We start from the raw sequence: 26,248 nt of genomic DNA on the forward strand, positions 1-26,248 counted from the left end.
ATGATAAGAGCAATATCAATATTTAACATTCTACTCTTTGTTTTTTTTACAAGTTGTTCTTCAAATGATGACGAGGAAGAGTTAGGGATTCAAGAAACTGAAAAGTCTGAAGCCATAATTGAACCTGTTCTCAAAGAAGTAGAAGTCGTTAATATAACAGAGACTTCAGTAATGATTAAAGGTAAAATTGAGGATGATGGGCATGGGACTATTAAAGAGAGAGGTGTCGTTTGGTCTGAATCTGAAGATTTTACACAGGTAAATGAAAAACTGGCTACTGCTGTTAAAGGTTCTGGCGAATTTTCTGTAGAGATTAATGGACTTATAGAGGACACCGAATATTACCTGAAAGCTTTCGCTAAAAATGAATTGGGCAATGGATACAGTCTTCCTGCTAGCTTCAAAACAAAAGCAGTTATTAAGCCTATCGTCTATATTGATGAGTCAAGTTTTAGTTCTCTAGAAAATTTTAATAAGGATTGGAATATGCTGTACCCTTGGGGGGCAGATCATAATGGATCAGCAAGAATGTTTGAGGAAAATGTAAACCTAAATGATGGAGTTTTACAAATTCATTCTGAATGGATAGACTGGGCTTGGGAAGGATATAGCACGGCAGATCCCCATTTACGCATCACTTTTCATTCAGGTGCTGTACACGCAAAACAAAAAATACAGGTTACAGAAGAATTGCCTGACTGGGAAATAAGTGGAGATTTTAAAGCGCCTACCGCACCAAGCTCTTGGCCGGCGTTTTGGATTACCGGGGTAGATTCCTGGCCGCCAGAAATTGATATCCTGGAATTTAAGGGGACAACTTCGAATCTGCAAAATACGGTAACTGGACCGTCGTGGGATCAAACAGTATGGACAACAGTTTATACGGATATACCTGACGCTTCTTCTGAGTGGCATAACTATAAATTAACTATGCGCAGAATAGATGACGTTGAAACTGAAGTAAAAATGTTTATCGATGATCAATTAAGATCTTCTGAAATAAAGGATTTTACTAACGATCGCTTTTGGTTAATAATCAATATGCAGATGGAAGGTGCCAGTGGTACTACAAATGATAATTCACTTGTACGTAGTGAATCTCAAATTTTTAGCGCGAAAAATATTCATGTATCAGCAACCCCAGGAGCAGAAAACTAATTCCCTTATCAAACTTTTAGGGAGTTTATGACGAATTAAATATTTTAAAGTTTATATATGAAAACAATAGAAAAAATAACTTTCTTTTTCCCCATGCTAATGCTGCTTATAAGCTGCTCTTCAGATAGCATTAATGGGGAAACTACGGGCCAGGAACCACCAAAAGAAACTGATTTGGCTTCCTTAAAAACTATCGAAGCCAATGAGGTAGAAGCCTTTAGTGCAATTATTTTGGCAAAGATTGAAGACAATGGGGGAAGTTCTGTTAAAGAGCAGGGGATATGCTATGCCTTAACTTCTACACCCGATTATAATTCTTCTAAAAAAGAACCAAATAGTTTCAAAGGTTCTGGTGAATTTGAAGTAAAATTAACGGACCTTTCTGAAGGTGAAACTTACTATGCCAGAGCATTTGCAAAAAATGCAAAAGGTATTTCCTATGGCAATGAAGTTAGTTTCACAACCAAGACTGCCGTACCTCCAAGTTTTAAAATGAATGATACTATAGTAAGTGGTCCTCATGACATTTGGACTGATGTTGAGCTTACGGAACGTGGCGAAGATGAATTGGTTGAGGTTGGCGTACTATATTCTACTCAGGAATCTTTTGATTTAGAAAGCGGTACTAAACTGAAGCAAGAAGGCCTGAATTCAACATTTAAATACCGAATGACCGATCTAGAAGCGAACACGACTTATTTCTATAAGCCTTATGCCATTACCGAACATGGTAAAACTCACTATGGAGAAGCTACTCAATATAAGACCTTAGAGCAAGGGAATTTTACATGGTCTTTTAACGGTACTCTTGATCCTAATAATGAAAATCATCAGCGAATAAAAGAAGCTTTTGATACGGCGACCTGGTATTATAGCAATTATACCGCTATCCAAAAGCACGTGACTGTTAATTATTCGCCCGGCACACCTACTGCAGATGCAAATTTTGATGGGTGGATCAATATGGGGGCCAATGCCAGTTATCAGCGCACCGGTACCGCCATGCACGAGATGGCGCATACGGTAGGGGTTGGCCAGCATTGGACCTGGAAATTTATAATAGACAATGATGATTCCTATTACAGTGCTGCAAGGGCAAATGCTGTGCTATCTATGATGACTAACGGAGCGGATACTGCGATGCACGGAGATGATATTCATTTTTGGCCTTATGGAATAAACGGAGCTCATGAAGATACGGGGGATGATTTTCTTTATATTATGAATGCCCTTATTGTACAGGGCTTTAAAGAAGACGGTTTACCCTCTAATTAATAACTCATATCATTAGTAATTTGTAAACAGAGATAGTTGCATAACTAGCATAGAATCTAGGAAAACTATTTTAGGAAGAATGAGTATAATTCGGCTATAAATGCAACAGTATATATTTTGGTAATCGATTGTTTGATAGGCTAGGAATTGAATTAACCATAACCAACCAATACTGTTGCAAAGCCGTTTAATCCTGATTCAGAATATTTTTATCACTCTAAATTCTTTATCTATTGTTGAATTTTGATATAAGTGAATCCAAAATGAGCAGGGAGTTGATCAATAACAAAAGCAGTGACAATATTTTATATTTTTTAGCTTCATGGAAAAAAGATAATTAAATCTGTTTATTTTATTTATAACCGATAGGTGTATCGACTACCTTATAAAGTTGTTTATTTTCAAAAGATTGTTGGATTCATACTTTAAGTCCTTGGTGTAAAAGAGGTTTCCATTTTGGTGGTTTCTAGACACAATTTTTTTCATGAAAATTCATTCAATCTTTAAATGCTTTATAAAACTTTGAAACAAAACTAAGGTTTTGATCGGTTTAGAGACTATAAATCAAATACGCAAATAGGTTAGGGATCTAAAGGTTCGATAGGATTTTGTTGTAAAGAATTTTTAAGAGGTTGAAATTCGATAGTAGTGTCATTAATTCTATTCATAATTTTAGCCGGTAAATATCCCAATTCTTGTAAACAGCGATTCTTAAAGTTTTCGCTTTTTACATATTGGCTGTGCATGTTATTTGTTACAACCAGGTGTATTTTTTTTACCGGGAAACCATATTTTAGATATAATCTACTGGCGTTTCTCAGATTGGTTGTAGTATGCCTGGCATGAGGTTCTATAATAATGCTGTTTTCTGGAATATGGTATTCATTTATAAGTTCTTTCTTCATTTCTATAGCTTCACAATATTCGGCTCTAAAAGGGTGAGCATGTCCTCCAGAGACCACAATTAGTGGTGCCTTGGCTTTAAGATATTCCTTTACTCCTAGTTTTATGTTTAATTTACCCAGAGCAGATAAACGATCTTTATAATTTTCAGGGCCATTACCTAAAATTAAAATAGAGGCGTATGGAAAAGCTTTAAAATCAATATTCTTTATATTTTCAACTGTTTTTTTGTTTTCCGTTTCTTCAAGAGGTTCATAGCGAGCGGCTTCATCACGATGATTTAGATATAGTAAGGATAAGGCAAAATTTAGGGAAGGATTAAACCATAGGTCTTTTTCTTTTACTTCTGAAGCAATATGATCACTCCACATGGCTATTGCTCCTTTATAATAATCGGATTTTACATCATAAGAAACAGAATCTATCGTAGCATATTGTGGCTTTTTTCCCATGCCGTAAACGTTTAAAATATGGTTAATCCCTTCAGCATTGAGCTTCCATATATTTTCAATCAATTCTTTGGCTTCCAGTTTATCATATAAAACATAGGCTCCGGAATTTCGAATATTATTTTCTATAAAATTTTTAAACCGGGGAGATTTGTTATAAATGCGATTTAAATGATCACATATTTTTTTAGAATCTACCTTACTTATTAAATAAGGAGCAATAAGGCTGTCCAGAATATTTTCTTGATTATGAAAAGATGCAGCGATCTGCTTTTTTTGTTCCCCTAGCAGTTTTGAAAGTGATTTATCCTGAATCAATACCTCTTTTACTTCACTATTATTTTCAATAGCATGTAAAAAGTAAAAGTTCTTTTTCGATAAAGTTTGGTACACGTAAGGGTTTTCCTGAGCAAAGCTTCCGCTGTGCGTTAGAAAGAATGCTACAATCAAAATGTATTTTATCATAAGAATTGGTTTAGGAAACATTTGTTTTTCTTAGGGTATTCAATTTGTGCTTATTTTATAATCGAGATTAAATACTCTCGTGTCTTCCCGAGGACTATGAAAATGGAGATGTTTCGAAACTGATCATAATTTTATAATAACAACCTAGTGGGCTTGTTACTAGGTTGTTTACTAATTTTTTAATTCCTCAATAAGATTTTCATAAATATGAAATCAAAAAACAGGGGCTTTATCGAAACCCCTGTTGAAATCAAAAACAAATCAAACTAATACCCAGTATTTTGGGTCACTAAACCATCTTCAATACCATCGATATAAGCTTGTGGTATTGGCATATATTCATTTTTGTCTGCCGTAAAACTGGCATTCGATAAATGTGTTCTTCTGGTTTTTTCTACCTTAAGGTAGTCACTAATCACTTTATCGGCAATGCCCCAGCGAACAAGGTTGAAAAATCGATGACCTTCTAAAGCTAGTTCTAATCTGGACTCTGTCCTTACCGCTTCTCTGGCTAAACTTTTATCTGTCCAGGCTGTGTTATAAAGTTCGATTTCGTAATTGGCAGCATCTTTAGAACCGTCTAAAGTTTTTACGTAAGCCGAGTTTTTAGCTCTTTCCCGTATTTGGTTCACTAATTGGCGTGCTTCTTCAAGCTTCCCTAATTCAACCGCGGCTTCAGCTCGCCAAAGAATAACCTCTCCAAACCGTATAATATAATAATTTAATGCACTAACATAAGGCCAAACTTCTAAGTGATACGGTGAGTTTGCAGAAACAATTCTTTTTTTAGGACCAAATGCTCCGTAGGTAGCCAGATCTCTAGCCCAGTCAGCTTCGTAAAGAATATTAAGGTCTTTATAAGGAATACCGGGTCTGCCAATCGTAATATCTATCCTTGGGTCTACAGGATCGGTATCGGTTAAATTTTCGTTACTGTTTGCAGGTAAACCCTCCGCATTTACTTTAAAAGCATTTACCAGGTTTTGTGAGGGCCTATGAAATCCATATTGTGCATAAAATGGTCCGCCCGGGGCTAATAAGCGGTCACCAATGCTACCGTTATAATTACTTGGCTGTCCATCATTAATACTCTGTTGGACTGCAAAAATCACTTCTTTATTGTTATCATTTTCAGGTAAGAATAATTCCTGAAAATCGTCCATTAAGCCATAATTACTATTTATAACAGCGGTGGTGGCATCGTAAGCTAATTGCCATCCCCCCTGAAACAAATAGGTTTTTGCTAAATAAGCCTGAGCGGCAATACGTGTGGGCCGTCCTACTTCAGTTTGCGTTTCAGGTAAAACTTTAAGGGCAGCTTCAAAGTCGGTTTCAATTTTATTCCATAATTCTTCGGAAGTAAATTCGGTATTCGATTTTGCATAATCTTTCACTTCGGCTGCCGTTTCATCGATATAGGGAATATGATTGTATATTTTTTTCAATTCAAAATAATAATGACCTCGTAAAAAGTGTAATTCGGCCTGACGTTGACTTCTTAGATTTTCATCAAAATTTTCTGAAGCTGCTAAAAGACGCATTGCTTCGTTCACTCTTTTTACACCTTCGTATAGTGCCATCCATTTACGTTCGATGTCCAGTGTTGTAGGATTGGTATTGAAAATTTCCATCTGGTGAATATTGTTTTGGTCACCAGTTCCACCGCCGCCCTTATAAGCATCATCTGAAATAACATCTCCAAAACTCCAATTTGAAGCCGGGGAGTTGTACGCGTTAGAGGCACCATCAAACTGACCGTTTAAAACACTGTAGGCTGAAATTATAGCTCTCTCAACATTGTCGGGATTGGTCATTTCATCAGGGGAAACTTCTCCATAGGTAACTTCATCCAAATAATCATCTGAGCAGGATAGGGTGCTTATACCGATAAATACAAGCACGAGCTTTAAAATTCTAGAATTAATTTTCATTTTTTGTGCTTTTAAAAGTTTAGGTTAAATCCAAATACGAATGTTCTTGAGGGCGGGTAGATCCCACGATCTACACCAATATCCAGGTTACGGCTGTTACTGGAGTAATTTTGAAGTCCGATTTCAGGAGTCATTCCGCTATAATCGGTAATCGTAAAAACGTTACTGGCCTGTGCGTACAATCTTAAAGTAACATCTCTTAAAACATTATCTGGCAGGGTATAGCCTAATTGTAGATTGTTTAGTTTTAGGTACGAACCATTTTCTATATAATAGGAAGATGGACGGATATTGTTATTGGCATCGTCTAAACTTAATCTTGGAATATTGGAGTTTGGATTTTCTGGTGTCCATGCCCCTAGTAAAGAAGAATCCTTGTTGTAAGCCGACTGGTTAAAAAACTGTGTTTTATACTTGGTAAGATTATAGATATCATTACCAAAGCTACCGTTAAAGAACATGCCAAGATCGAAGTTCTTGTAATTTAGTTTTACATTTAAACCTAACACAACATCGGGATGGGGTGACCCTATGTAAGTACGGTCTTCATCGTTAATCACACCATCGTTGTTGATATCTTTAAATCGAATATCACCCGGCTGCGCATCTGGCTGGAGTCCATAATCATTAACTTCCTGCTGACTTTTAAATAATCCATCGGCTTCATAGCCAAAGAAAGAGGCAATAGGCTGTCCAACAGTACTTCTTGAAATTTCCTGATCAAAATTAACACTATGCAGCGAAGAACTTGGGATTCCCAGATAAGCAACACTATGCAATTCAGTTAATTCGTTTTTATATCCAGAAAGATTTAAACCCAAATTATATTTAAATTCTCCTTTTTGGTCATTATACTCAATATTTAGTTCGTAACCTTTATTTTCCATCTTACCATCGTTGATCCACTGGCCATCATTAGTTCCTCCATAGGTAAGCGGTACAGCGTTGTACACAAGAATATCTTCGGTTACTTTATTATAAACTTCAGCAGTGACATTAAGTTTACGGTTAAAGAAACCAAGATCAACCCCAATTGTAGTTTGCGTAGTGGTTTCCCATTGTAAGTTTGGGTTTGGTACACGTGTTTGCGTTAAACCGGTAGAAACCGAGTTTTGTCCTCCTCCAATCGCGTAATCACTATAATTAGTATTATTGCTGTAACTGTCTACGGTAGAGTAGGAGGGTACTTGCTGATTCCCTGTTTGTCCCCAGCTGGCACGAAGCATCATACTGTTAAAGCCATTACCCAGATCAAAGAAGTCTTCTTTATCTAAACGCCATCCAGCCGAAAATGCCGGAAAAGTTCCCCAGTTATTATTGGCCAACCTGGAAGTTCCATCACGTCTTACCGTAGCGGTTAGTAAGTACTTTTCATCAAAATTATACTTAACACGACCAAAATAAGAGTTTAATTTCCATTGGAGCGCACCACCACTATTTAGCTGGTTCTCTGTACCAAAACTTAAGTACCTAAAATTAGGATCTTCGTAAAGGAAGTTTTGGCGCGATCCTGAAAAAGCTTCCTGATAATATTCGATAGCTTCCTGTCCAACTAAGATGTCCAGATTATGATCATCAAAAGATCTGGCATAATTTACCGTGTTTGTAAAAGTAAACTGATAGTTATAGTTGTTTTCTGTACTTAAGCTATTGATGGTGTTTTGTGCAAGAATTTCATCGTAAACCGGACTAAAATTTCTATAGTTGAAGTTATTATAGTCCAGACCAAAAGAAGATTTAAATTCAAAATCCCCAAAATTCAGGCTGGCATAAGCATTACCAAAAGCACGAACGTTTTTTCGGTCATTATCTTTACTTCTGTACAAGCTTCCCAGTGGATTACCTATATCGTTTATTGGATTTCCGGCATATTCTCCATTAATATCTTTTACCGGCACTATAGAAGGAAACTGAAATGCATTATAGACGATACTTCCTAAAGAGCTGTTGGTACCAACCGCAACTTCTTTAGTATAAGAACCAGAGAAATTTTCTCCTATAGTTAGCCAGTCGGTAATATTATAGCTGGAATTAAATCGTGCCGAATATCTTGCAAAATCGGTATATTCAATAACCCCTTCCTGATCATAATAACCAAGAGAAAAAGAGTGTTGGCCTTTCTCTGATCCTTTTTGGATCGAAATATTATAATTCTGAATTAATGCCGGGCGCATAATCTCGTCTACCCAATCTACATCACCACTAGGGATAGTTTGTTCATCATTTAACCAGGTAGGAATTTCAGCCTGGTTAGGATTGTTCCCATAAATGTCATGCGCCGGTGTTTGGCCATCATTGCGATAAGCTTGCCATAATAAATCTCCATATTGCTGGGCATTTAGCATTCTTGGTAAATTAAATGCCGATTGGATCCCGGCATAGCCATCCATGCTTACCGAAAATGAATCTTTATTAAGGCCTTTTTTAGTGGTAATCACGACCACCCCGTTTGCTGCACGCGATCCATAAATTGACGATGAAGCCGCGTCTTTTAATACCTGTAAGCTTTCTATATCCTGTGGGTTAATACTACTTAAACCATTGGCAGTAGGGACGCCATCAATAATAACCAAAGGATCATTGTTGTTTATTGTACTAAAACCTCTTACTCTAATAGAGGTGCCACCGCCGGGACGGTTATCACTCATCACCTGTACGCCTGGCATTCTTCCCTGTAACATTTCAGTGACATTGGCTTTTGGTAAGGATTGAATTTCTTCAGGAGCTACAGATGAGATCGAAGCGGTAATGTTTTCTCTTTTTTCAGTGCCATAACCGACCACCACAATTTCATCTAACGTATTGGTATCTTCTTGTAAATTAATAACAAATTCCGTTTGATCGGTAATTGCTACGTCTGCTCTTTGATAGCCAACAAAAGTGATGCTTAGTGTTTGGGCATTTGCGGGAATAGTTAAGCTGAAATTCCCATCAAAATCGGTGGCCGTTCCAATGTCAGTGCCTTTCACAAAAACACTTGCACCGGGTATGGGCATGTTGTGATTATCTTTTACCACACCTTTAATTTCTCGTTTCTGCTGGTTATGTTCCGTTGTTTCTTTTACCAGAATGCTATCATCAGAAATCCTGAATTGCAATGCAGTAAGTCGTTGCAATTCAGTTAAGGCTTCTTCAAGATTAGCGTTATTGATATTTATGCTGATGTCTCTTTTTAAATAAGGCTGATCAGATCGATAAATAAATTTTTTCTGAGCCTGAGATTCGATAATTTTAAAGACTTTTTCTACACTAACATTTTTAAGGTTAAGGTTTATAGTATTTAAAACCTTGGTGCTGCTAGCTTTTTTTTGCTCATTTTCAGCGGCTTCTAGATGAGTCGCCAAAGAAAATGTAGCAAGAGCGAGTAGTAAAATTTTGCGTTTCATTTTGTGATTAAAGCGTTATTTGTTTTGATTAGTGATTGTTTTTATGAAATTCCTTTAGGCCTTTACTAATATATTTCATAGCAATAGCGATATGATTTTCTGCGGTACGTGGAGATATATCCATTATTTCTGAAATCTCACGATATTTAAAACCGTCAATTCTGCTTAATTCAAAAATCTGTCTTGATTTTTTAGGGATTGATTTTAGAATAGATTGAATAATCTTCGCGTTGATTTCTTTTTGTTCTTTGTCTATAATCTCGTCTTCAGTACTTGGGGAGAAAAGTATAGGTCGCTGTTTGGATTCTGTGGAAAAACTTAAATGTGATCTTACAGGTTTTTTAAGGCTATTTTTTGCAATTACATAGAGGTAGGATTTTGGTTTTTCTATTTGATTTAGCTCTTTTCGTTTATTCCATAAAAGGATAAAAACATCAGAAACTTTTTCTTCGACAATACTGATGTTTTTATGGTAGCTTAGACCAAATCGGCAAAGAGCATCATAATATTTATTAAATAATAGCTCTAAAGCAGCGTACTTTCCTTCTGAGATTTGCTGAAACAAATCCAGATCTTCCTTAAGCGTATTAGGGATGCTATTAGGAAGTGGTAATGGCTTTTTAATTTTCATCTGAAGCTATAATTAGGTAGTGATGAGGTTTCTTTTTAATCACCCGCAGGTTGGTGATAAACTCCATAGAGCTTATAAATTCTTCAAGATTTTGGTCTTTAAAAGCCCCTGTAATTCGTTGATTTTCGAGTGTTTTATCTTTAATGGAAAATTGAACTCCAAAAAAATCATTGATCTTTGGTAAAGCATTTTTTAAGGAAAGGTTATCCAACAGAAGGATATTTTCTTTCCAGGCCATCGCCTTTTCTGGGTTAAAACTTCTCTTGGTTACCTCGTGTGTAGTGGCACTGTAGGTGAGCTGCTCGTTTGGCAACAGGTTTACTTCGTCATTCGAAGGTTTTAAAACAACATTTACTTTCCCGGTAGCCAAAGACACGGTTTGGTGTTCAGAGAATGTATTGATCCCAAAACTTGTTCCCAGTACTTTAATCTTCATGTCATGGGTATGGACAATAAAAGGACGATCAGGGTCTTTAATGACATCGAAAAAACCTTCTCCTTCCAGCCATACTTCCCGGGGATTATCGAAATTTTGGGCATATTTTAATTTGGAACCTGAGTTTAAAACAACGTCACTACTATCTGGAAGTTTAAACCGCAGCCGCTCCCCAGCTTCGGCAATTTTAATGTTGGTGTAATTGGATTCACCTGAAAAAAAGAAAATACTGAAACCTGAAACAATTAGGATTAGTAAAAGTGCTGCGTAAGCATACAGTTTTTTGGGGACTATCTTTTGTTTTATCTTACCCTCAATTTTTTGCTGTATTTTCTCATGGTGAAGCTCTAAATCATTGGATGGATAGGCCTTCCAGATATTAAGATATTCAAGGTATAAGGCCTTTAGCTCGTTATCAATACTAAGTTCAATTTCAAAAACCGATCGGTCTTCGGTAGACATCTCATTGGTGAGATATCTAATACATTTTAATTCTTTAGGAGTTATGTCCTGCATTTTCAATTTCCACGTTTACTATTAGGAGTATGAAAATTGAAAAATCCCCTAGTCTTGAATGTCAACAAAATGTAAAATGAAAAAAAATATTCTTAATAGTTCTTTAACCTCTTAATCTTAATCAATTCAAAGCATCTGGAATGCTTTTATTCCCTGATTACAGGTATTTAATGTCTCATTTTATAGCTATAGGGATATACTGTATAGCTCGCAAACTTTTCTCAAGGTTCTTGAATCTTCAGTCATTTTTGAAATTACTTTTAAAACTCAGGAATTTTATAAACGGAAAGTTATAAGGTTGTTATTGGATATTTATTAGGGATTAAAGTATCGGAAAATATAAGCTCATAATTTTTTGTGTTTCAGCGTTAAATAATTGATAAATGAATCAAAAAATGAAGCTTCCGGTTTTTAGATTTAATTATCTTCAAATTCAAATAAAAAACGACAAAAAATGGCGATTATAGGATCATTAATTAAAAGTTTGATCGATTTAAGAGACACAATAGTTTCTGAACCTGATGCTGAAAAAGCTCAAAAAGGAGTACTGAAAAATTTATTGGAAAAGGCTAAGGATACCGCCTTTGGTAAATTTTATAATTTCAATGAAATCCTTAAAGCCGAAGATATCGAAGCTGCTTTTGCTAAAAATGTTCCTTATTTTGATTATAACAAATTAAATGAGCGTTGGTGGAGCCAAATTCATGAAGGCGCTGAAGATATAACATGGCCGGGAAAACCAAATTATTTTGCATTGAGTTCTGGTACTACCGGGAAATCTAGCAAAAAAATTCCGGTGACCAACGAAATGATCGAGAGTATTAGAAATGCAGGCATAAAACAGGTGGGTGCTTTATCGAATTTTGATTTGGAACCCGAGTTTTTTGAAAAAGAAATTATGATGCTTGGAAGTTCTACCGATTTGCATCATGAAGGAGATCATGAGGAGGGTGAAATTAGCGGAATTAGTGCCAGTAATATCCCTTTCTGGTTTAGGAGCTATTATAAACCGGGGCAAGAAATTGCCAAAATCGAAGATTGGGACGAGCGTGTAGAACGCATAGCCGAAAATGCTAAAAACTGGGATATAGGGGCATTAAGCGGTATTCCTTCGTGGATGGAGCTTATGCTTAAAAAAGTTATCGAGTATCATAATGTAAAGCACATTCACGAAGTATGGCCAAATTTACAGGTTTATGCCAGTGGAGGAGTAGCATTTGAGCCTTACGAGAAAAGTTTTAATGCATTACTGGGAAAACCGGTTAAGGTAATAGATACTTATCTGGCTTCAGAAGGATTTTTAGCGTTGCAAAATCGTCCCGATACCCATAGTATGAAATTGCTATTGGATAACGGTGTTTATTTTGAATTTGTACCCTTCGAACCAGAGTATATAAATCAGGATGGTTCTTTAACTGAAGATGCACCAGTAGTGCCTTTAGCCGATGTTGAAGAAGAAAAAGATTATGTGTTGCTTATTAGTACTGTTTCTGGTACCTGGCGTTATATTATTGGGGATACCATTAAATTTACCAATAAAGAAAAGCACGAAATTAGGATTACCGGAAGAACAAAATTTTTCCTAAATGTTGTAGGCTCGCAACTTTCGGTAAATAAAATGAATGATGCGGTAAAAGAGTTAGAGGAAAAATTTGATATTAAAATCCCTGAATTTACAATTGCAGCGAAACGTTTTGAAGATGGGGAATTTTATCATTCCTGGTACTTAGGTACAGAGGCCAACATTAGTGAAGAGGAACTGGCTGAAGCTTTAGATGAAAGTCTTAAAAATGCCAATAAGAATTATGGTGTAGCACGAAGTAAAGCTTTAAAAGGAGTAAAGGTGACCAAAGTGCCGCCGGCCATTTTTCCTGAATGGAGTGGTGCCAATAAAAAGAAAGGCGGGCAGGTAAAAATGGAAAAAGTAATGAACGAAGAGAAATTCGCTGAATTTGAATCCTTTGTGGAAAAAGAACTTAAAACCAACAAATACTAGTTTAATCTTTCTCTTCAGATTCTTCTTTTAATTCATTAAGATCTTCTACAAGCTCTACAATTTCTTCCTGAGATAAGTAGAGCTTCTTTATTCTGTTTTTATAATTTTCAGAAAGATTAGACTGGTTTAATATATAATCTTTGGTGGCGATAATATAATTCCCTAAACCATGATTAACCGCATAGGTATCGGCAGCCCTTTCAGCCTCTCTAATATAATTATGTGAAGTAATATATCTTACCCCAAACCAAAACAGGTTTATTCCGCTACGGTTTCTATAATCCATTACATGGCCAAGCTCGTGCCCAATCCACCCAATAATTACATCAGATGGGGCAGAGGTTACCGTAAAAACTTCATCTTCGATTTTTATTTCTTCGTTGATAAAAATAAAATAAGCCCTTTTTTTACGATTTTTAAAAATCCCTGAGAAGCTAGGTTGCGCCTGCATAAAGGATTTCTTTATGTTTTTTTTGAATTTAAATGTTATCGGGGTGTCCTTTAGCTCGGGATAATGAGATAAGGCTACATAGGCTTCTCTCCATATCACATCGGGAACTTCCTTATTGGTCAATTTTAGACTGTCTTTTTGCTTCATGTTCTGGGCTTCACAAATACTATAAAAGATACAGCATAAAAAGAATAAGGAATATGTGACCTTCGTAATTTGTGACTTCACAATTTTATTTTGAGTGAATTTACACAAAGCAGCGTTTGCTTGAAAACAGATGTTGTTAAATTGCGTTTAAAATTCAATTTAAGCTTTAAAAAAGGGCATAAAAAAAGCAGCAAATTGAAATTGCTGCTTTAAATAATATAATTTTAAAAGGAATTATCCTTGCCCCTGTTGCATCATTTTTTGCAAACGAGTTTGTAATTCTTGGTCGGTTTGTAGCGCTAAAGATAATTTTTCAAATCGCTCTAAAGTTAGACCCTGATCTTTAACCGTGTTTTCCATCTTTTTCTGAAATTCACCTTGCATACTTTCAATTTTGGCTAAAATCGCTTTATGCTTTGCAAGTTCTTCTTCAGTCGCTTCAATTTCTTTATTTGGATCCTGACTTGCCTGATGTATTTCGTTAAATCGTTGAACTTCTAGACCACCATCCTGTACCGTTTTCATCATTTTTTGATTTACCTGCTGGTTCATCATTCGTAGTCCCTGATATGCTTTAGCAAATTTAGAAAGCTCAGCATCACTTACCTCAACATCTACTGTTTGCGGTTGCTGCATCGCAGTATTTTGCGCTATCGCAGCTGAGCCTGCGAAGAGTGCAAAAACAACTAATAAACCTGCAATTTTTTTAGACTTAAACATAAATTTTGTCGTTTTTTCTTTAATTAATATCCCGTAAACCTATTATTTAATCATTGGCCTGCAAAACATATTTTGTTAAGACTTGGCAATTTTAAATGATCTTAACAGCTGAGTGCTGTTTGATGTTAAAATTAGATTTTTACACAATAAGTTTATCTTTTTAGTTTGCGATTTGTATGTCGCACTCTCCCTGTATTTCAATTTTGATGCCAAGAATCTAATGAATGTATATGTAATTACGGCACTCTTTTTATTAATGTTTTGAAGATTCAGCTTTGCTAATGTTTTCTTTTAATGCGTGTTGCAGCTTAAAAATAGCAATAATTTCGATCACAAAAAATAGTACAATTGCGATTTTTGCATATTCCCAGATCATGGCACTGTACGCCATATTTTTGAATCCGGTAATAATAATTGCTGAAATAAATATAATGATTCCCAGAATAGCTAATGGGATTTCGGGATAAAACCTAAGATTCGCTCTTTTAACCAGCTTTTTGAAGTTTTCGTTATATGCTGAGGTAATTTTTGGTTTTTTCAAGAGGAATTTTTCATGTTTAATTAATTGGATCTGGCTTAAGATCTTGGAGCAAAATGTAAGCGCTACGATTGCCATCATCACCAATACGCCCGCTTCTGTCCAAACCAGAATAGTGGAATTAGAAACTAAATCCATTACAATGGTAAGCAGGATAAGAGACCAGGCGAGTACGCAATAGAGCATGATAAAATAGGACCATCTTTTTAGCCTTTTTATTTTTTTATCAAAAAGATTAATTTAACCTAAATCGGCTAATAAAGAGTAGTTTACAAGTACCGGAAGTACTATCGGTAACGATTTAGTAATGGTGCTTACTGCACTTGTTTTCATTTGATTACCTTGTAAATCATTACTGCAAATTTATAAAAAATAAAGGTAAAGCCGTGAAACTTTACCTTTATTTTTCGTCTTGTTCGTCCATCCTTTTAATGAGCGCATCCCGAAGACTATCGAGGAACTTTGTGCGGTTCATCTTTCTGGCTTTCAATTCCAGATAGGAATGATAGAAATCCCCTAAGTCAATATTAAACATATTTTCAAAGGTTTTGGCTATGATTTTAATGTCTGCATTACCGTTGTCAATCGAACCTTGCGAATGCAGCGAATATATCAACTCGATGAGTGAGGTCTTGCTGCCCGTCCAGTTTAAAGGCGGGTTTTCCCAAATTCTTTTCTGACTGTTGTTATTCAACTGGTCTTCGAGATAAACCTGTATCAAATCATTGGCAATAATCTTGGCTACTTTGTAATCGTGTGAGGTTGTAAAATTGTGGTCTGCCTCAAAATAATAGGTGTCTAAACTTAGCTTAATATCGTGTTTGCCACGTACAAAGTATTTGTTATCAAGATGGGTGCTGTTGGTTCTGTAATACTTGTAAAATTCCAGATTGGCATCGAAGTACCGCTTGATTTTGGAAAGCTCAATATTGAGGTATTTCCTGATAATTTTATCCCCTCCACGTGGTCTTTTTGTTTCAATTTTATAAATCGAATTGAAGAAGATAAGTTTTGAAACTAACTGCGGCTTTAGCTGCTTGAAAAACAATATTTCTTCTTCCGCATCTTTAAATCCCTTTTCTTGAATGTGCTTCTTTACCTCTTCAATCTTCTGCAATACCAGCACAATAGCATTTTCATACGATACCAATGAATTATTCTGCTCGTAGGTCAATTCACTTATTCTATCGTCTAATTCGTTTATTATAGTATGGCAATAATCTGTCATTGAAAGCGGAATTTTAAGTATGATACCAATAAAAAGGATAAAATGAGGCAGTAATTGCAGGTATCCTACAATAAATTACCTCATTTCAATATGTTTGTTATAGTATGCTTATAGGAAAGCCATATCCGCTTTCACTTTTGAAACTGAATAGGGCTTGTGTATTAAACCATTAAAGGTTCTGCTTTAAAGCCTTTTTTCTTAACGATGGCAACTATTTCATCTTCTGTAATTCCCTCTGATTTTACGGTTAGAATTTTGTCATTGTTAGCTGTATCTACATTCCATTCGCAGATACCGTCCGCTCCGTCCAAATCAGCTTTTACTTTTGATACGCATCCACCACAATTAAGGTTGGTTTTGAATTGAAATTCTCTATTTTCCATTTTTTTGAAATTTATTTATAATGTTTTGTACTGTTGCAAAATTCAGCATAATTCCAAAGCCTTCTATTGTGATATTTCTTGTTTGATTTGTGACTTTTACTGATTTAGCCCGTATTATAAAAAGCAAAAAGGTCATAGCAACGCTACAACCTTTCCCAATCTTGTATTGAAATGCTTTAGTAGATGAGCGAAAGCCCTACACCAAAGCCCATATCACTATCATAGTGTGTTCTGATACCGATATGCCTTGTCAGGATATACCGCAGGTCTGCCATATATTCCAAATCGGTATTGACCATAAATCCGGCTCTTAGTCTTCGGGAGATAGGTATATCCTCACGCATTAACGATACACGAAAAATCCCATCGTGATATACTTCTGCCTGTACATTAACGAGCATTGGCAGGGTGTACATTACACCCAAGCTGACTGCTGCCCGGTTGTCCTTTTTATTGACCTGTCCGAACAGGTTTTGCTCGTGTTCGTCCATTCCCATTTTGCGGTATCGCCAATCGAAACCGATAAACGGCATCAGCCATTGCATTTTACCGATGTAACGTCCTAAATGGGTTTCTACTTCGTAGCCGTGCATATCGTTGTAGCCTAAACGCCATTCTGTACCCAAACTGTAACGGGCGTTCATCAGCATAGCTTCCCCGTCTATACCGTTGATGGCAAAGTCGCTCTGTGCCATTAAGTGTGGCATATTGCTTTCCCGCTGTAACATTTTATAGGCTTTTTCCTTGTTGGGCAATTCGGGATTTTTATAATCGTCCACTGCAAAAACCCTGTTCATTCCTGCCATCATATGGTACAGGATATGGCAATGGAAAAACCAATCGCCCTCGGTATTGGCAAGAAACTCGATGGTATCGGTTTCCATCGGCATAATGTCGATTATATTTTTCATCGGTGCATTTTCGCCGTGCTCATTCAGCACCCTGAAATCAAAACCGTGCAGGTGTATCGGGTGGCGCATCATTGAGTTGTTGTGAATGGTAATCCTCAAAATCTCGCCTTTCTTTACAGGTATTTTGTCGCTTTCTGCCAAGACCTTATTATCCATACTCCAAACGTAACGGTTCATATTTCCGGTAAGGGTAAATTTCAGTTCTTTTACCGGAGCATCTTTTGGCAATGTGGTATTGTGTGGCGATTTCAGCATTGCGTAATTGAGCGTTACTATATTGCTCAACGCATTGGCATTATAACGGTTGGGGTCTTCGTCCGTATTCATTTTATGGTTTTCCCCGTGATGCTCCATTGGCTGCCCATTGTCCTTAGCTTTCTTGCCCTTTTCTTCGCCTGTAATTTCAGGATACATTACTACGTTCATATCCATTTGGTTAAGGCTCATATTCATTCCCATATCGTCAAGGTCGCCGTTCATCTTCATCATATCATTCATCATCTTCATACCCTCAAAATATTTCAGGCGTGGCATTTCCCCAACATATTGTTTTGTACCGCTGCCAATAAAATAGCTTGTGGATTGGGTACGGTCTTCGGTAGTTGCCATAAATTCAAAGGCTTTACCGTCTTCGGGAATGGTAACGACTACATCGTAAGTTTCAGATACAGCGATAATCAGCCTGTCCACATCCACAGGTTGCACATCGTTGCCGTCGCTTGCCACTACGGACATTTTACCGCCTGCGTAGCGAAGCCAAAAGTAAGAGGATGCACCGCCATTAGAAATCCGCAAACGCACTTTGTCGCCTGCTTTTAACGGCTTGCCGTCAATGCTTTTCAGGTCTGTATGATGATTGCCGTTCATCAGCACACGTTCGTAATATACATCGCTCACGTCCATAGCCAACATACGTTTCCATTCGTTGGTCAGCTTGGTTTTGAATTTACCGCTTTGGATGGCTTCGGCATAGCTTTGTGTTGCGCCTTTTCTTATGGCAAACCAATCGCTTGCATTGTGCAGCATACGGTGTACATTGTTGGGATTGAGGTTCGTCCATTCGCTTAGCATTATGGGAATTTCCGGCAAATCGTCAATGCCTTTCCTGAATGTTTTGTCATCAGCCCTTTTGTGCATTATAAAGCTGCCGTACATACCAATCTGCTCCTGCAAGCCCGAATGTGAATGATACCAGTGCGTTCCGGTCTGAATAATCGGGAAACGGTAAGTATAGGTTGTGCCGGGTTCTATGGGCATTTGCGTTAAGAAAGGTACACCGTCTTCTTTATTGGGCAGGAATAGCCCGTGCCAATGCAGGGATGTACTTTCTTTCAACTGGTTATGGACAACAATTTCTGCCGTGTCGCCCTCTGTAAATTCAAGCGTGGGCATTGGGATTTGCCCGTTTACAGCGATTGCCCTTTTTTCTTTGCCTGCGTAGTTTACAACCGTATCTCTTACATACAGGTCGTAATGGACTACTTTTTGGGCAATGCTGACTTGTGATATAAAGAGTGCCAACAGGGTTAGCGGCAACAGCTTTTTGTGAAGAAATTTTTGATTATCCATTTTAAAAATAGCATTGGTTATAAAGATTAAAAGGCATTGCCTAATGAGCAATGCCTTAATGGGTATTATTTAGTTTCTGCAACTTTACCACACGTAAGCATAGATGAACCGTAGTAAGGATTTTTGATGTCCTTTTCTTTGCTCAACCAATATGCTTTTTTCATCGGGCAATACTGGTAGTAAACTGGTTGGTTTACTTTGTCGGATGGTTTTACCAGTTTCCACATTATGGTAGATACATCATTGAAAGCGGCTCTTTGCTTTTCAATGTTGTTGCCTGCCTTGCTTAATTTCTCGGTGGCTTTCTGCAATTCTGCTTTCTGTGCAAAATTGTCTTCGCTCTTTACGGCTTCGTTCAGTGCGGAAATAGCGGTGTTTGCCGCCTTGCTGTCACTGCTTACCAAAGCATTTTTTACGCTGATATAATTGTTCAGCAGGTTGCCTGTATTTTGTGCAAAAGCAGAAAATCCAAACATCATTACGGTTATTGCAACTATTAACTTTTTCATTTTTTGTTCCTTTTAAAGATTAGTGAATTGCTGATGGTATTATGCTGAAACAGGTTCAGCTTTAAAACCTTTTTTCCTGATGATTGCGACAACCTCGTCTTCGGTAATGCCCTCTGCTTTTACAGTCAGTATTTTATCGCTGTTTGTGGTGTCAACGTTCCATTCGCAGATACCGTCTGCGTTATCTAAATCTGCCTGCACTTTTGATACACAGTTACCACAGTTAAGGTTTGTCTTGAATTGAAGATTTTTACTTTCCATTGTATTGAACTTTTAATTGTTTTTGTTGGTACAAAATTCGGAACATAATGCGCTATGCTGTTTGCGATATTCCTTGTTTGATTTATGATATTTACTGATTATACCTCAAAAACGGTTCCGCTTGTAATATTTCGGTTTTGTTTTGTGACTTTTACTGATTATGGTGTTGGTTCTGAATAAGCGGAATACATTTACCGCTTAATAACGCTAACTGATTATAAAATGTCTATCAAAACCTTTCTCTCGGTTTTGCATCGGGCGATGTTGTAGCTCGGGTTCAGGAACTAAAACACTATTGCACAATCCCACTTGTGCAAAAACCTTTATTGCAAAATCACACATAACATAATTTTTAAAAATCATTATAATGACAAACGATTTGAAAAACGTTGAATACGGCTTGGATAAAATATTCGAAGGTGCACAGGACTTTTTACCGATTTTAGGAACCGACTATGTAGAGTTTTATGTAGGCAATGCGAAGCAGGCTGCCCATTATTATAAGTCCGCTTTCGGATTTCGGTCAGAGGCTTATGCCGGACTGGAAACGGGAATGAAAGACAGGGCATCTTACGTGGTAAAACAGGATAAAGTACGGTTGGTCTTAACTACCGGAATGCGGTCTAATTCTGAAATCAACGAACACGTTAAAAAACACGGCGATGGCATCAAAGTGGTTGGTCTTTGGGTGGAAGATGCCCGCAAAGTCTTTGAAGAAACCACATCGAGAGGTGCAAAAGCATTTATGGAACCTACCGTAACCACAGATAAAAACGGCGAAGTGGTACAATCGGGTATCTATGCGTATGGCGAAACCATTTTTATGTTTACCGAACGCAAAAACTACAACGGTATTTTTATGCCAGGTTATGAAAAATGGGAAACCGAATATAATCCTGCTCCTGCCGGACTGAAATATATTGACCATATGGTGGGCAATGTGGACTGGAACCAAATGGACACCTGGGTAAAATGGTTTGAGGATGTAATGGGATTTGAAAACTTTCTGTCTTTTGATGATAAGCAGGTTTCAACCGAATATTCTGCCCTGATGTCAAAAGTAATGGCAAATGGTAACGGCAGAATTAAGTTCCCGATTAACGAACCCGCAGAGGGCAAAAAGAAATCGCAGATTGAAGAGTACCTTGAATTTTATGAGGGCGAGGGTGTTCAGCATATTGCGGTAACTACGGACGATATTGTAAAGACGGTAAACGACCTTAAATCAAGAGGTGTTGAATTTCTATCAAGACCGCCACAAGCGTATTATGATGCTATTCCAGACCGTTTAAAAGCGCATATGCACCGATTTAAAGAGGATATAAAGGAATTACAGGAATTGGGTATTTTGATTGATGCAGACGAAGAGGGCTATTTATTGCAAATCTTTACAAGACCTGTGGAAGACCGCCCTACATTCTTCTTTGAGGTTATCCAAAGAATGGGTGCAAGAGGTTTTGGCGCAGGAAATTTTAAGGCTTTGTTCCAGTCTATCGAAAGAGAGCAGGAACGCAGAGGTACGTTATAATTCTATAATTTTCTTTTAATGCGAAGAGGCTGTTTCCAATATTGAAACAGCCTCTTTTTGTGTGCATTTATTTTTGGTATAGTTTACAATTTGGTTAATGTTTGTGTTCAATGTTGTTTTTGACAATTAATAAGCGATGCCTGTGATTGATGTTTTGCCATCTTCCTTTTTGGTTTAGGTCAAAAAAAACTGCCGCAGAATATTTTCGGCGGCAGTCAAATCCAACAATTAAAACTTCATTTTCTGTATTCGCACCGCATTTAGAATTGCTAATAATGCCACACCTACATCGGCAAATACGGCTTCCCACATTGTAGCCAGTCCGCCTGCTCCGAGTATCAGTACAATTGCTTTCACACCGAACGCCAAAACAATATTCTGATAAACAATTTTCTTCGTCTGTTTCCCGATATTGATAGCCATCGGGATTTTAGACGGCATATCGTCCTGTATAACCACATCGGCAGTTTCAATGGCGGCATCACTTCCTAAACCACCCATTGCGATACCCGCATCACTCAATGCAATTACAGGAGCATCGTTTACACCGTCCCCGATAAAGGCTACGCTTCCATTACGGGATTTGATTTCTTTTACTTTATTTACTTTGTCTTCGGGCAATAAATCTCCGTATGCACTGTCAATTCCTAACTGATTTGAAACGTATTGTACCACGGTATTTTTGTCCCCGCTTAACATTGTGGTTCTAACACCCATTTTACGCAGTTTGTCAACGGCGGCTTTCGCATCTACTTTAATGCTGTCAGAAATGGTTATATATCCGGCAAACTTACCACCATAAGCGATTGCTATCACGGTATAAACAATGTTTGCCGTGTCTGCATCGTGGCTGATATTGAACTTGTCAAGCAATTTGAAATTACCTACCAACAGCTCTTTACCGTTGACAGTGGTTTTTAGCCCGTGTCCGGCAATTTCTTCCGTATTTTCAAGTTTCACTGTGGTATCTACTTCTCCCCAGTAATTGTGGATTGCGGTTGCCACAGGGTGCGTACTTTGGCTTTCTAAAACATTGACAAGGTTCAGGATTTCATCTTTGTTGAACTCCGGTTTTATGAATACTTCCTGTACTTTGAAAACGCCCTCGGTCATCGTTCCTGTTTTGTCCATTACTACGTTTTCAACTTTGGCAAGAATATCAAGGAAGTTGGAACCTTTGAACAAGATACCGTTCCGGCTCGCTGCTCCAATACCACCGAAGTAACCTAACGGAATGGAAATTACCAACGCACAAGGACAAGAGATAACCAAAAATACCAATGCTCTGTACAGCCATTCGCTGAATACATAGTTATCTACAAAGAGTGCAGGCAGCAAAGTAATGGCTATTGACAGGTACACTACGATTGGCGTATAAACTTTGGAGAATTTACGGATAAATAATTCGGTGGGTGCTTTTTGAGAAGTTGCATCCTGTACCAATTCCAGAATTTTGCTCAATTTACTATCAGCGTAGTCGGTAGTAACTTTTATCTGACTTACGGTATTCAGGTTAATCATACCTGCCAGTACAGTGTCGCCTTTACCTTTGGTGTCGGGTTTACTTTCTCCTGTGAGTGCTGCTGTATTGAATGAAGCACTATCCGAAACTAATTCGCCGTCCAAGCCTAATTTTTCGCCCGGTTTCAATTGGATAATATCGCCAATGTTAGCATCTTCGGCTTTTATCACAACCGCTTTGCCTGCCCTAAGAACCGTAACTTCATCAGGACGTTGGTCTAACAGGGCTTTAATATTTCCTTTGGCTCTTGATACTGCAATGGTCTGAAAAACTTCTCCTACGGAATAAAACAACATAACGGCTACTGCTTCGGGATATTCGCCTATGGCAAATGCTCCTATTGTAGCAATACCCATTAAGAAGAACTCTGAAAAGAAATCTTTATACCGGATACTTTCTATTGCTTCTTTAATTACGGGTAGTCCGACAGGGATATAGGCAATTACATACCAAGCAATTCGTACCCATCCGGTAAACCAATCCTGTGGAAAGTAATTATCTAACCCGATGGCGATAAGCAATAAAATTAATGAGATACCCGCAGGCATAAAAAGCTGAAACGCTGTTTTGCCCTCTATGTCGTGGCTGTGGTCGTGGTCATCCCCGTGGCTGTGCCCGTGTCCGTGACTATGGTCGTGTCCGTGGTCGTGGTTATGACCACCTTTTTTGTTATGGCTGTGTTTATGACCGTGGTCGTGATGGTGGTGGCTGTGGTCGTGATGGTCTTCCTCATCATCACAATGTCCGGCATCGTCTTCACTGCAACTGCTGCCGTCAGTGTGTCCGTGTCCGTCATCTTTATGATTGGCATCTTTTAGCAAATCTGCTGCTCCTGCTTTTTCATAAATTTTCTCTGTTCTTACACAGCACAACTGATTACCCTGCGTATCATATTTGTGTTTGTGTTCCTTTTTTTTTACAAGGTTCAGATTGTTATCTGTACTGCAACATAGTTTTGACATATCTATTAATTGTTTTTAATTTCCATTTATAAGGCAAAATTACTATGGGGTTTTGGGAACTTAGTTGCAAAAGCAACACGGCTATTTTGGAGTATATAAAATTTGCCTTTTGGAAAGGAGCGGTTGCTATGCTGTGGTTTCGGTAATGAAAAAACAGCCTGTGTACCTGTCGTCAATCATTACAATAACCACCTTTTCGTTTACGTGGTCTAAACTTTCATCGTAATAGAAGTCATAAGATTTCATCCAGGCTATATTGCCGATGATGACTTCGTGTCCGTTCACAAACCCTTTGATGCCATGGCCCGGTATCTCTTCAAATTTTTCCACCTTGTAATCGGATAAAATAATTGGCGAAAGAAACTTGAGCACGCTGCTTGCTATTGGATGCGTTGAATGGGATTGCAATGCTGCCGTAAAAGCTGTTACGTTTTTTTTGTCGGGAACAGCACATTCAAAGGTTATTACATCAAACGAGAGATCGCTTTTATATGCACTATCCGCAATTTCTGATATATGTTTTTTGATTGCCATAATAATATTTTTTAATTATATAACAAAGTTAATTGTCATTTTGGGGAACCTGGTTGCAAATTAGAGTTCCATTCAACTCGACAAACAGGCATTCAGAGGTTGTAACTTAACCTGTTGGTGGAGTTGATTTTTGTAAATAGAGAACAAAAAGATATTATGAAGTGATCAAAGTGATTGATCAAACAAACTCACCCAACACGCACAACATCAAACAAATTTTAACAAGTTATTTAAGATCATAAAAGATATTGTTAGTTATCAGATAAGTGAGAAAGTCAATTATACAAGATATGGAATTGCGCCAAAGTTCTCCCGTGTAGAAGTACTATCATTCAGCCTTACTTCCGAGTGTTTCTGTATTTACATTGAAAACCATTTGTTTTCAAAATTGCATGTAAAATTATTATCAAATCCGATTGCAATCGGATTTGATAATATGATAAGCTGAAGGCAATATAATGACTGAAGAAAACTATTGTTTGGAAAAGTAGAGTAGGTGCGAAAGATAGTATCAGAGAAACTTAACATACAGATCCATATTTTTACAATAGATTCTATACCACTTGAAGTTTGTAAAATATCGAGGTAGCGAAGAAGCAAAATGGGCAAAGAATCAATTTAAAAAACGACTTGTAGTTGTATTGCGATGCTATGATTATCTGCTGTTTTCCATGCTTTCGAATAATCGGAATACAAATAATTAATCTGTGCTCTGCAATTTTCATGAAAAATATAATTGAGCCCTGTTTTGTAATCTGTTGCTTCACTATTTTTAGAAATATTATTACTATAATGGTCAACACCGTTTACGATATGCCATTTTTCGTTGAGACTCCATTGCATCATACCGTAAATACCTTTTTTATTAATATTCCCATCTTTCCCTCTAATATATTCTGCTCTTGCATAGATTTTTTTTGACGTATATTCCCCATTCAAAACCCAGCGGTTTCTTATATGTAATGTTTGGTCTTGTTCGCCTCCATCTTTATAAACGGCTTCACCAAAATATAACCCGCCTCCCAGGCGCAAATTTTTTATTGGTAGAATAAAAATATTTCCCGTGAAGTCTTTGTTACTTCTATCGATACTGGTATTTATTCCGGATCCTTGAAATAATCCTACTCCGTATTCAACCAAATCATACTCTTTTTTGCTAAATAATTTTCCTGAAATTTTCAGCCCCATATCTCTTCCGAAGTTATTTTGTCCATTTTGAAGAGAGATTACATCTGCCCCCATTCCTATAAGGGATACAACAGAACGCGTGTTGTAAATAAATTCAAGATTGGAGGGGGAGCGCTGGTTTTCGATCGAAATCGGTATTTTTTGTTGTCCAAATTGAATACTCACTTTTTTGTTGGGTGACCAACCAAAATAATAATCGATCAATTTTGCAGATTTTATATCAGCCATTGCAAAATAATGGAAATTTTTATGCAATTGTCCTTTTACATGTATAAATAACCCTCGAACAGTTGCATCTGATTTACTACTATTCAGGTTATCAAAACTTAATGTTGAAAAAGCAGATACTCCAACTTGCATATTGTACTTATTTAAGATTCCTCTTTTAGATATTGGAATATATTTTATTTCATTTTCAATAATGCTGTCATTCATCCTTTGGACTTCCATTAATGAATCGACTTCAGCTTTGGTCAAAATATTTTTTTTCATAAGCATTTTTAAAACAGTGGAATTTTCTTTTTCCTGAGCACACACAAATAGCGGAAAAACAAACAATAATACAACATAAATAAATCTAGAAAAACTCATCATTATACAAAAAATTAATGAGCACCAAATTAACTGTAGCATTCGGGAACCTGGTTGCAA

The 26,248-nt window shown here is 37.2% G+C and carries 20 protein-coding genes; 4 read left to right on the forward strand and 16 right to left on the reverse strand.

Annotated features, from left to right (window positions below; genetic code table 11):
* Together L1967_RS07830 and L1967_RS07835 are read left to right on the forward strand one after the other, a co-directional pair.
* On the forward strand, nucleotides 1-1,158 hold the full coding sequence (locus L1967_RS07830; protein WP_249601173.1) for a hypothetical protein: 1,158 nt from the start codon (nucleotides 1-3) through the stop codon (nucleotides 1,156-1,158).
* Nucleotides 1,159-1,215: 57 nt separating this feature from the next.
* The gene (locus L1967_RS07835) at nucleotides 1,216-2,433 is read left to right on the forward strand and encodes a hypothetical protein (protein WP_249601174.1); all 1,218 of its coding nucleotides are present in this window, start codon (nucleotides 1,216-1,218) and stop codon (nucleotides 2,431-2,433) included.
* 581 nt (nucleotides 2,434-3,014) lie between these two features.
* Here L1967_RS07835 and L1967_RS07840 read toward each other — a convergent pair.
* The 5 genes from L1967_RS07840 to L1967_RS07860 form a co-directional block, all read right to left on the reverse strand.
* Entirely contained in the window at nucleotides 3,015-4,250 is a 1,236-nt protein-coding gene (locus tag L1967_RS07840) for a YdcF family protein (protein WP_249601175.1), read from the reverse strand.
* Between the two features lie 266 nt (nucleotides 4,251-4,516).
* Complete coding sequence (locus L1967_RS07845; RefSeq protein ID WP_249601176.1) at nucleotides 4,517-6,181, reverse strand: RagB/SusD family nutrient uptake outer membrane protein; 1,665 nt, start codon at nucleotides 6,179-6,181, stop codon at nucleotides 4,517-4,519.
* Nucleotides 6,182-6,192: 11 nt separating this feature from the next.
* The gene (locus L1967_RS07850) at nucleotides 6,193-9,567 is read right to left on the reverse strand and encodes a TonB-dependent receptor (protein WP_249601177.1); all 3,375 of its coding nucleotides are present in this window, start codon (nucleotides 9,565-9,567) and stop codon (nucleotides 6,193-6,195) included.
* A 28-nt stretch (nucleotides 9,568-9,595) separates the two neighbouring features.
* The gene (locus L1967_RS07855; RefSeq protein ID WP_249601178.1) at nucleotides 9,596-10,198 is read right to left on the reverse strand and encodes an RNA polymerase sigma factor; all 603 of its coding nucleotides are present in this window, start codon (nucleotides 10,196-10,198) and stop codon (nucleotides 9,596-9,598) included.
* Entirely contained in the window at nucleotides 10,188-11,150 is a 963-nt protein-coding gene (locus L1967_RS07860; protein ID WP_249601179.1) for a FecR family protein, read from the reverse strand. The genes L1967_RS07855 and L1967_RS07860 overlap by 11 nt, the downstream gene beginning before the upstream one ends.
* 454 nt (nucleotides 11,151-11,604) lie before the next feature.
* Between L1967_RS07860 and L1967_RS07865 the strand changes: the two genes are divergently transcribed.
* Nucleotides 11,605-13,146 carry a GH3 family acyl-acid amido synthetase gene (locus L1967_RS07865; protein ID WP_249601180.1) on the forward strand — a complete coding sequence of 514 codons (1,542 nt, stop codon included), beginning with the start codon at nucleotides 11,605-11,607 and terminating at the stop codon, nucleotides 13,144-13,146.
* A 1-nt stretch (nucleotide 13,147) separates the two neighbouring features.
* Here the strand turns inward: L1967_RS07865 and L1967_RS07870 are convergent, their stop codons facing one another.
* From L1967_RS07870 to L1967_RS07905, 8 genes are all read right to left on the reverse strand, one after another.
* The gene (locus tag L1967_RS07870) at nucleotides 13,148-13,744 is read right to left on the reverse strand and encodes a hypothetical protein (RefSeq protein WP_249601181.1); all 597 of its coding nucleotides are present in this window, start codon (nucleotides 13,742-13,744) and stop codon (nucleotides 13,148-13,150) included.
* 234 nt (nucleotides 13,745-13,978) lie between these two features.
* Nucleotides 13,979-14,464, reverse strand: a complete 486-nt coding sequence (locus L1967_RS07875) for a DUF4168 domain-containing protein (protein WP_249601182.1) — start codon at nucleotides 14,462-14,464, stop codon at nucleotides 13,979-13,981.
* Between the two features lie 253 nt (nucleotides 14,465-14,717).
* A complete protein-coding gene (locus L1967_RS07880; protein WP_249601183.1) occupies nucleotides 14,718-15,188 on the reverse strand; it encodes a hypothetical protein in 471 nt (156 codons plus the stop codon).
* A 214-nt stretch (nucleotides 15,189-15,402) separates the two neighbouring features.
* Nucleotides 15,403-16,230, reverse strand: a complete 828-nt coding sequence (locus tag L1967_RS07885) for an RteC domain-containing protein (protein ID WP_120182573.1) — start codon at nucleotides 16,228-16,230, stop codon at nucleotides 15,403-15,405.
* Between the two features lie 161 nt (nucleotides 16,231-16,391).
* Nucleotides 16,392-16,613 carry a heavy-metal-associated domain-containing protein gene (locus L1967_RS07890; protein WP_120182572.1) on the reverse strand — a complete coding sequence of 74 codons (222 nt, stop codon included), beginning with the start codon at nucleotides 16,611-16,613 and terminating at the stop codon, nucleotides 16,392-16,394.
* Between the two features lie 176 nt (nucleotides 16,614-16,789).
* Complete coding sequence (locus L1967_RS07895) at nucleotides 16,790-19,093, reverse strand: multicopper oxidase family protein (RefSeq protein WP_120182571.1); 2,304 nt, start codon at nucleotides 19,091-19,093, stop codon at nucleotides 16,790-16,792.
* A 65-nt stretch (nucleotides 19,094-19,158) separates the two neighbouring features.
* The gene (locus L1967_RS07900; RefSeq protein WP_120182570.1) at nucleotides 19,159-19,602 is read right to left on the reverse strand and encodes a DUF3347 domain-containing protein; all 444 of its coding nucleotides are present in this window, start codon (nucleotides 19,600-19,602) and stop codon (nucleotides 19,159-19,161) included.
* 39 nt (nucleotides 19,603-19,641) lie between these two features.
* The gene (locus L1967_RS07905) at nucleotides 19,642-19,863 is read right to left on the reverse strand and encodes a heavy-metal-associated domain-containing protein (RefSeq protein ID WP_120182569.1); all 222 of its coding nucleotides are present in this window, start codon (nucleotides 19,861-19,863) and stop codon (nucleotides 19,642-19,644) included.
* 367 nt (nucleotides 19,864-20,230) lie between these two features.
* Here L1967_RS07905 and hppD point away from each other — a divergent pair, with 367 nt between their 5' ends.
* Entirely contained in the window at nucleotides 20,231-21,391 is a 1,161-nt protein-coding gene (gene hppD, locus L1967_RS07910) for a 4-hydroxyphenylpyruvate dioxygenase (RefSeq protein ID WP_050377144.1), read from the forward strand.
* A 228-nt stretch (nucleotides 21,392-21,619) separates the two neighbouring features.
* On the opposite strand, the gene L1967_RS07915 is transcribed toward hppD, so the two are convergent.
* From L1967_RS07915 to L1967_RS07925, 3 genes are all read right to left on the reverse strand, one after another.
* Nucleotides 21,620-23,875: a heavy metal translocating P-type ATPase gene (locus tag L1967_RS07915; protein ID WP_050377143.1), complete on the reverse strand. Its 2,256-nt coding sequence runs from the start codon at nucleotides 23,873-23,875 to the stop codon at nucleotides 21,620-21,622.
* Nucleotides 23,876-24,001: 126 nt separating this feature from the next.
* Nucleotides 24,002-24,409, reverse strand: a complete 408-nt coding sequence (locus L1967_RS07920; protein WP_249601184.1) for a hypothetical protein — start codon at nucleotides 24,407-24,409, stop codon at nucleotides 24,002-24,004.
* 618 nt (nucleotides 24,410-25,027) lie between these two features.
* A complete protein-coding gene (locus tag L1967_RS07925; protein WP_249601185.1) occupies nucleotides 25,028-26,089 on the reverse strand; it encodes a porin in 1,062 nt (353 codons plus the stop codon).
* Nucleotides 26,090-26,248 lie beyond the last annotated feature (159 nt).

The sequence above is a fragment of the Zunongwangia pacifica genome, assembly GCF_023499215.1.
Classification (GTDB): Bacteria; Bacteroidota; Bacteroidia; order Flavobacteriales; family Flavobacteriaceae; genus Zunongwangia; species Zunongwangia pacifica.

What these genes read in the sequence shown, in the direction of transcription:
- L1967_RS07860 (WP_249601179.1), bottom strand. Translation starts at nt 11,150, where the DNA reads ATGCAGGACATAACTCCTAAAGAATTAAAATGTATTAGATATCTCACC.
- L1967_RS07840 (WP_249601175.1), bottom strand. Translation starts at nt 4,250, where the DNA reads ATGATAAAATACATTTTGATTGTAGCATTCTTTCTAACGCACAGCGGA.
- L1967_RS07915 (WP_050377143.1), bottom strand. Translation starts at nt 23,875, where the DNA reads ATGTCAAAACTATGTTGCAGTACAGATAACAATCTGAACCTTGTAAAA.
- L1967_RS07855 (WP_249601178.1), bottom strand. Translation starts at nt 10,198, where the DNA reads ATGAAAATTAAAAAGCCATTACCACTTCCTAATAGCATCCCTAATACG.
- hppD (WP_050377144.1), top strand. Translation starts at nt 20,231, where the DNA reads ATGACAAACGATTTGAAAAACGTTGAATACGGCTTGGATAAAATATTC.
- L1967_RS07850 (WP_249601177.1), bottom strand. Translation starts at nt 9,567, where the DNA reads ATGAAACGCAAAATTTTACTACTCGCTCTTGCTACATTTTCTTTGGCG.
- L1967_RS07835 (WP_249601174.1), top strand. Translation starts at nt 1,216, where the DNA reads ATGAAAACAATAGAAAAAATAACTTTCTTTTTCCCCATGCTAATGCTG.
- L1967_RS07845 (WP_249601176.1), bottom strand. Translation starts at nt 6,181, where the DNA reads ATGAAAATTAATTCTAGAATTTTAAAGCTCGTGCTTGTATTTATCGGT.
- L1967_RS07830 (WP_249601173.1), top strand. Translation starts at nt 1, where the DNA reads ATGATAAGAGCAATATCAATATTTAACATTCTACTCTTTGTTTTTTTT.
- L1967_RS07895 (WP_120182571.1), bottom strand. Translation starts at nt 19,093, where the DNA reads ATGGATAATCAAAAATTTCTTCACAAAAAGCTGTTGCCGCTAACCCTG.
- L1967_RS07890 (WP_120182572.1), bottom strand. Translation starts at nt 16,613, where the DNA reads ATGGAAAATAGAGAATTTCAATTCAAAACCAACCTTAATTGTGGTGGA.
- L1967_RS07920 (WP_249601184.1), bottom strand. Translation starts at nt 24,409, where the DNA reads ATGGCAATCAAAAAACATATATCAGAAATTGCGGATAGTGCATATAAA.
- L1967_RS07900 (WP_120182570.1), bottom strand. Translation starts at nt 19,602, where the DNA reads ATGAAAAAGTTAATAGTTGCAATAACCGTAATGATGTTTGGATTTTCT.
- L1967_RS07870 (WP_249601181.1), bottom strand. Translation starts at nt 13,744, where the DNA reads ATGAAGCAAAAAGACAGTCTAAAATTGACCAATAAGGAAGTTCCCGAT.
- L1967_RS07905 (WP_120182569.1), bottom strand. Translation starts at nt 19,863, where the DNA reads ATGGAAAGTAAAAATCTTCAATTCAAGACAAACCTTAACTGTGGTAAC.
- L1967_RS07875 (WP_249601182.1), bottom strand. Translation starts at nt 14,464, where the DNA reads ATGTTTAAGTCTAAAAAAATTGCAGGTTTATTAGTTGTTTTTGCACTC.
- L1967_RS07925 (WP_249601185.1), bottom strand. Translation starts at nt 26,089, where the DNA reads ATGAAAAAAAATATTTTGACCAAAGCTGAAGTCGATTCATTAATGGAA.
- L1967_RS07865 (WP_249601180.1), top strand. Translation starts at nt 11,605, where the DNA reads ATGGCGATTATAGGATCATTAATTAAAAGTTTGATCGATTTAAGAGAC.
- L1967_RS07880 (WP_249601183.1), bottom strand. Translation starts at nt 15,188, where the DNA reads ATGCTCTATTGCGTACTCGCCTGGTCTCTTATCCTGCTTACCATTGTA.
- L1967_RS07885 (WP_120182573.1), bottom strand. Translation starts at nt 16,230, where the DNA reads ATGACAGATTATTGCCATACTATAATAAACGAATTAGACGATAGAATA.